3 protein-coding genes are annotated in these 4,092 nt (G+C 59.9%); all 3 read left to right on the top strand.

What is annotated here, in order from left to right; genetic code table 11:
• Positions 1–1,841 (top strand): glutamate synthase-related protein (locus ADADOO_RS06335; RefSeq protein WP_511275972.1); only part of this gene is annotated, 1,841 nt, incomplete at its 5' end.
• Positions 1,841–3,307 (top strand): glutamate synthase subunit beta, encoded by a 1,467-nt coding sequence (locus tag ADADOO_RS06330; RefSeq protein ID WP_511275970.1) that lies wholly within the window; start codon positions 1,841–1,843, stop codon positions 3,305–3,307. The genes ADADOO_RS06335 and ADADOO_RS06330, both read left to right, overlap by 1 nt.
• Positions 3,308–3,488: 181 nt before the next feature.
• Positions 3,489–4,092: YEATS-associated helix-containing protein (locus tag ADADOO_RS06325; RefSeq protein ID WP_511275969.1), on the top strand; the 604-nt coding region annotated here is incomplete at its 3' end.

Below are 4,092 nucleotides of genomic sequence, written 5' to 3'. Positions count from 1 at the left end.
CGCTGTCCGAAGTGGTCGGTGCCTCGCGTATCGAACGCGACTACACCTTCAAGGAGGGCGATTCGCTGCGCTCTGCCATCAAGCAGGTTGCCTCCGGGCGGTTTGGCGTGACCACCGAGTATCTGGTCAATGCCGACCAGATCCAGATCAAGATGGCACAAGGCGCCAAGCCGGGCGAAGGTGGCCAGTTGCCGGGTCACAAGGTTTCTGAGTACATCGGCTTCCTGCGTCACTCGGTACCCGGCGTCGGCCTGATTTCTCCACCGCCGCACCACGACATCTATTCCATCGAAGACTTGGCTCAACTCATTCATGACCTAAAGAATGCCAATTCCAAGGCCTCCATCTCGGTCAAGCTGGTGTCTGAAGTCGGTGTCGGTACGGTGGCTGCCGGTGTCGCCAAGGCCAAGGCCGATCACGTCGTGATCGCCGGTTTTGACGGCGGTACCGGTGCTTCGCCGCAGTCATCGATCAAGCATGCCGGTACGCCGTGGGAGCTCGGCCTGTCCGAAACCCAGCAGACCCTGGTGCTCAACCGTCTGCGTTCGCGTATCCGCGTTCAGGTCGATGGGCAGATGAAGACCGGCCGTGACGTCGTGATCGGTGCGCTGCTCGGTGCCGACGAATTCGGTTTCGCCACGGCGCCGCTGGTGGTCGAAGGCTGCATCATGATGCGCAAGTGCCACCTGAATACCTGCCCGGTCGGTGTGGCCACTCAGGATCCGGTGTTGCGCAAGCGCTTCTCCGGTCAACCCGAGCATGTTGTCAATTTCTTCTTCTTCGTTGCCGAAGAGGTTCGCGAGATCATGGCTCAGCTCGGCATTCGCAAGTTCGACGATCTGGTCGGTCACTCCGAGCTGCTCGACATGCGGGCCGGTATTGAGCACTGGAAGGCCAAGGGGCTGGACTTCTCGAAGATCTTCTTCCAGCCGAACGTGCCGGCTGATGTGCCGCGTTTGCATACTGAAACGCAGGACCACGGCCTTGAGAAAGCGCTCGATCACAAGTTGATTGCCCAGGCCAAACCGGCGCTCGAAAAGGGCCAGAAGGTCCAGATCGAAACGACCATCATCAACGTCAACCGCACCTGCGGCACCATGCTGTCGGGCGAGGTTGCCCGCCGCTATGGTCATGCCGGTTTGCCGGACGACACCATCCACGTCAAGCTGACCGGTACGGCCGGCCAGGCCTTTGGTGCCTTCCTGGCCCGGGGCGTGACTTTGGAACTGACTGGTGAAGGTAACGACTACGTCGGCAAGGGGTTGTCGGGTGGTCGCATCATCATCAAGCCGAGCCCGGATTTCCGCGGCAATACGCAGCAGAACATCATCTGCGGCAATACCGTTTTGTATGGAGCGACCGAAGGCGAAGCCTTCTTCGCTGGCGTTGGTGGCGAGCGCTTCTGCGTTCGTAATTCCGGTGGTACGGCGGTGGTCGAAGGTGTCGGCGATCATGGGTGCGAATACATGACCGGTGGCACGGTAGCTGTGCTGGGCATGACCGGGCGCAATTTCGCGGCCGGTATGTCGGGCGGCATCGCTTATGTGCTCGATGAGGATGGTAGCTTCAAGCACCGCTGCAACCTCGCCCAAGTGGCCCTCGAGAAGGTTGTGCCGGCATCCCGCATTGCTGCTGGCGAGCCGCAGCATCTTGGGATCGCTGACGAAACCCAGCTCAAGGAGCTGATTACCCGCCACGCCGAATACACCGGTAGCGGAACAGCCAAGGCCATTCTGGCCAACTGGGATGCCTATCGCGAGAAGTTTGTCAAAGTCTATCCGCATGAATACAAGCGCGCCCTCACCGAGATGGCCGCTGCTGCACAGAAGGAGGCTGCATAATGGGCAAGCCGACTGGCTTCATGGAATTCGAGCGTCTGTCCGAGTGTTACGACCCGGTTGAACAGCGCCTGACCCACTACAAGGAATTCGTTCATGCCCTGAACGATGACGACGCCAAGATTCAGGGGGCGCGTTGCATGGATTGCGGCATCCCGTTCTGCAACAACGGCTGCCCGGTGAACAACATCATTCCGGACTGGAATGATCTGGTTTACCGTGGCAATTGGAAGCAGGCGCTGGAAGTCCTGCATTCGACCAATAATTTCCCTGATTTCACCGGCCGCATTTGCCCGGCGCCCTGCGAAGCGGCCTGTACCCTGGGCATCAACGCAGCGCCGGTCGGTATCAAGTCGATCGAGCATTTCATCATCGACAAGGGCTGGGAAATGGGCTGGGTCGTGCCGCAACCGGCGAAAGCGAAGACCGGCAAGAAAGTTGCCATCGTTGGTTCCGGCCCGGCCGGACTGGCTGCCGCGCAACAACTGGCGCGTGTCGGGCACGATGTGACGGTGTTCGAGAAGAGCGATCGCCTTGGCGGCCTGCTTGGCTACGGCATTCCTGATTTCAAGATGGAAAAATCTGTTATCGATCGCCGGGTTGCCCAGATGGAAGCCGAAGGCGTCACCTTCAAGACCACGGTGGTGATTGGTGACAAGAACGTGCCGGTCGGCATCAACAACGATTCGACCACCTTCGTTTCAGCTGACCAGCTCATGAAGGATTTCGACGCGGTGATTCTCGCTGCCGGTTCTGAAGTGCCGCGCGATCTGCCGGTGCCGGGCCGCGAACTCAAGGGCATCTACGCCGCGCTCGAGTTCCTGATTCCGCAGAACAAGGAAGTCCAGCAGGGCAAGGCCAATCCGATCAACGTCAAGGGCAAGCACGTCATCGTCATTGGTGGCGGCGATACCGGCTCCGACTGTGTCGGTACCTCGAATCGCCACGGTGCCGCTTCGGTGACGCAGTTCGAGCTGATGCCGATGCCGCCGGAAGAAGAAAACAAGGCGCTGACCTGGCCGTACTGGCCATACAAGTTGCGCACCTCGTCCTCGCACGACGAAGGTTGCTCCCGCGATTTCGCCGTCGCCACCAAGGGCTTCGTCGATGATGGCAAGGGCAACGTCAAGGCGCTCAAAGCCGTTCGTCTGGACTGGAAAGACGGCAAGATGAGCGAAGTGGCCGGTTCGGAATTCGAGTTGCCGTGCGACAACGCCTTTCTGGCCATGGGCTTCACCAACCCGGTCGGTGGGTTGCTGGATGCTTTCGGCGTCGCCAAGGATGCGCGCCAGAATGCCAAGGCGACGACCGATGGCGAAGGTTGCTACAAGACCAGCGTGGACAAGGTTTTCGCCGCCGGCGACGTCCGTCGGGGCCAGTCGCTGGTGGTCTGGGCGATCCGCGAAGGTCGTCAGGCTGCCCGCGAAGTCGATGTTTTCCTGATGGGTTCGACGACGCTGCCACGCTGAGTCGATCGTTCCCCCCAAAGCCCCGCCGCCTGAAAAGCCGGCGGGGCTTTTCAATTTTGGCCATTTTTTCCGGTCGACCGTGGGATTCGTCTTTTGACTATTTTTCTCATGATTTCGTGCCGGCGCTGGAGAAACATTGTCTCTCTCGTGTGAAAATGGCCGCTGATTTCAAGGGGGAAACATGTCAACTGAACTGCAACCGGCCTTGTTGGTGACAACGCCAAGTGGCGCCCTCGACGGGCACATGCTGGTGATTCTGGGCATCATGGTTGTCGCCGGGCTGCTCGGCGGCACGGCCAACTATTTTTTAGCCGATCGGCGTGGCGATGCGGGCCGCCATGACGGGTTGAAATATCCGGTGTTCGGCGTCGTTGCAGCACTGACCGTGCCGTTGTTTCTCAACATGTTGTCGAGCACGCTGCTTGAGGGGGCGCGGACCAAGCCGATCGATCTCTACGTGTTTTCAGGTTTCTGCCTGATCTACGTCGTGGCCTCCCGGCGCTTATTCGAAAACATGGTGCAGCGCCTGATGGCGCAGATCGATCAGGTTCGGCGCGACGTTGGTCGCATCGAGCAGCAAAAGCGCGACGAGCCGATCATCGCCGTGCCCAAGGCCGAAAGCGAGGTGCTGAAGGCCGTCGAGCCCGATTCCCAGGATGTTCTCTCCTACAACGATGTGGAAATCCTGCGCGCCCTGTCCGAGGGCGGCTTCGTTTATGGCAATCTCGCGGCGATCTGCGACAGCACCGGGCTGGCCCGCGATTTTGTCAGCCAGCGCCTGACGG

The organism is Azonexus sp. (assembly GCF_036170495.1).
Classification (GTDB): domain Bacteria; phylum Pseudomonadota; class Gammaproteobacteria; order Burkholderiales; family Rhodocyclaceae; genus Azonexus.
This window is presented reverse-complemented; position numbering and strand designations above follow the sequence as displayed.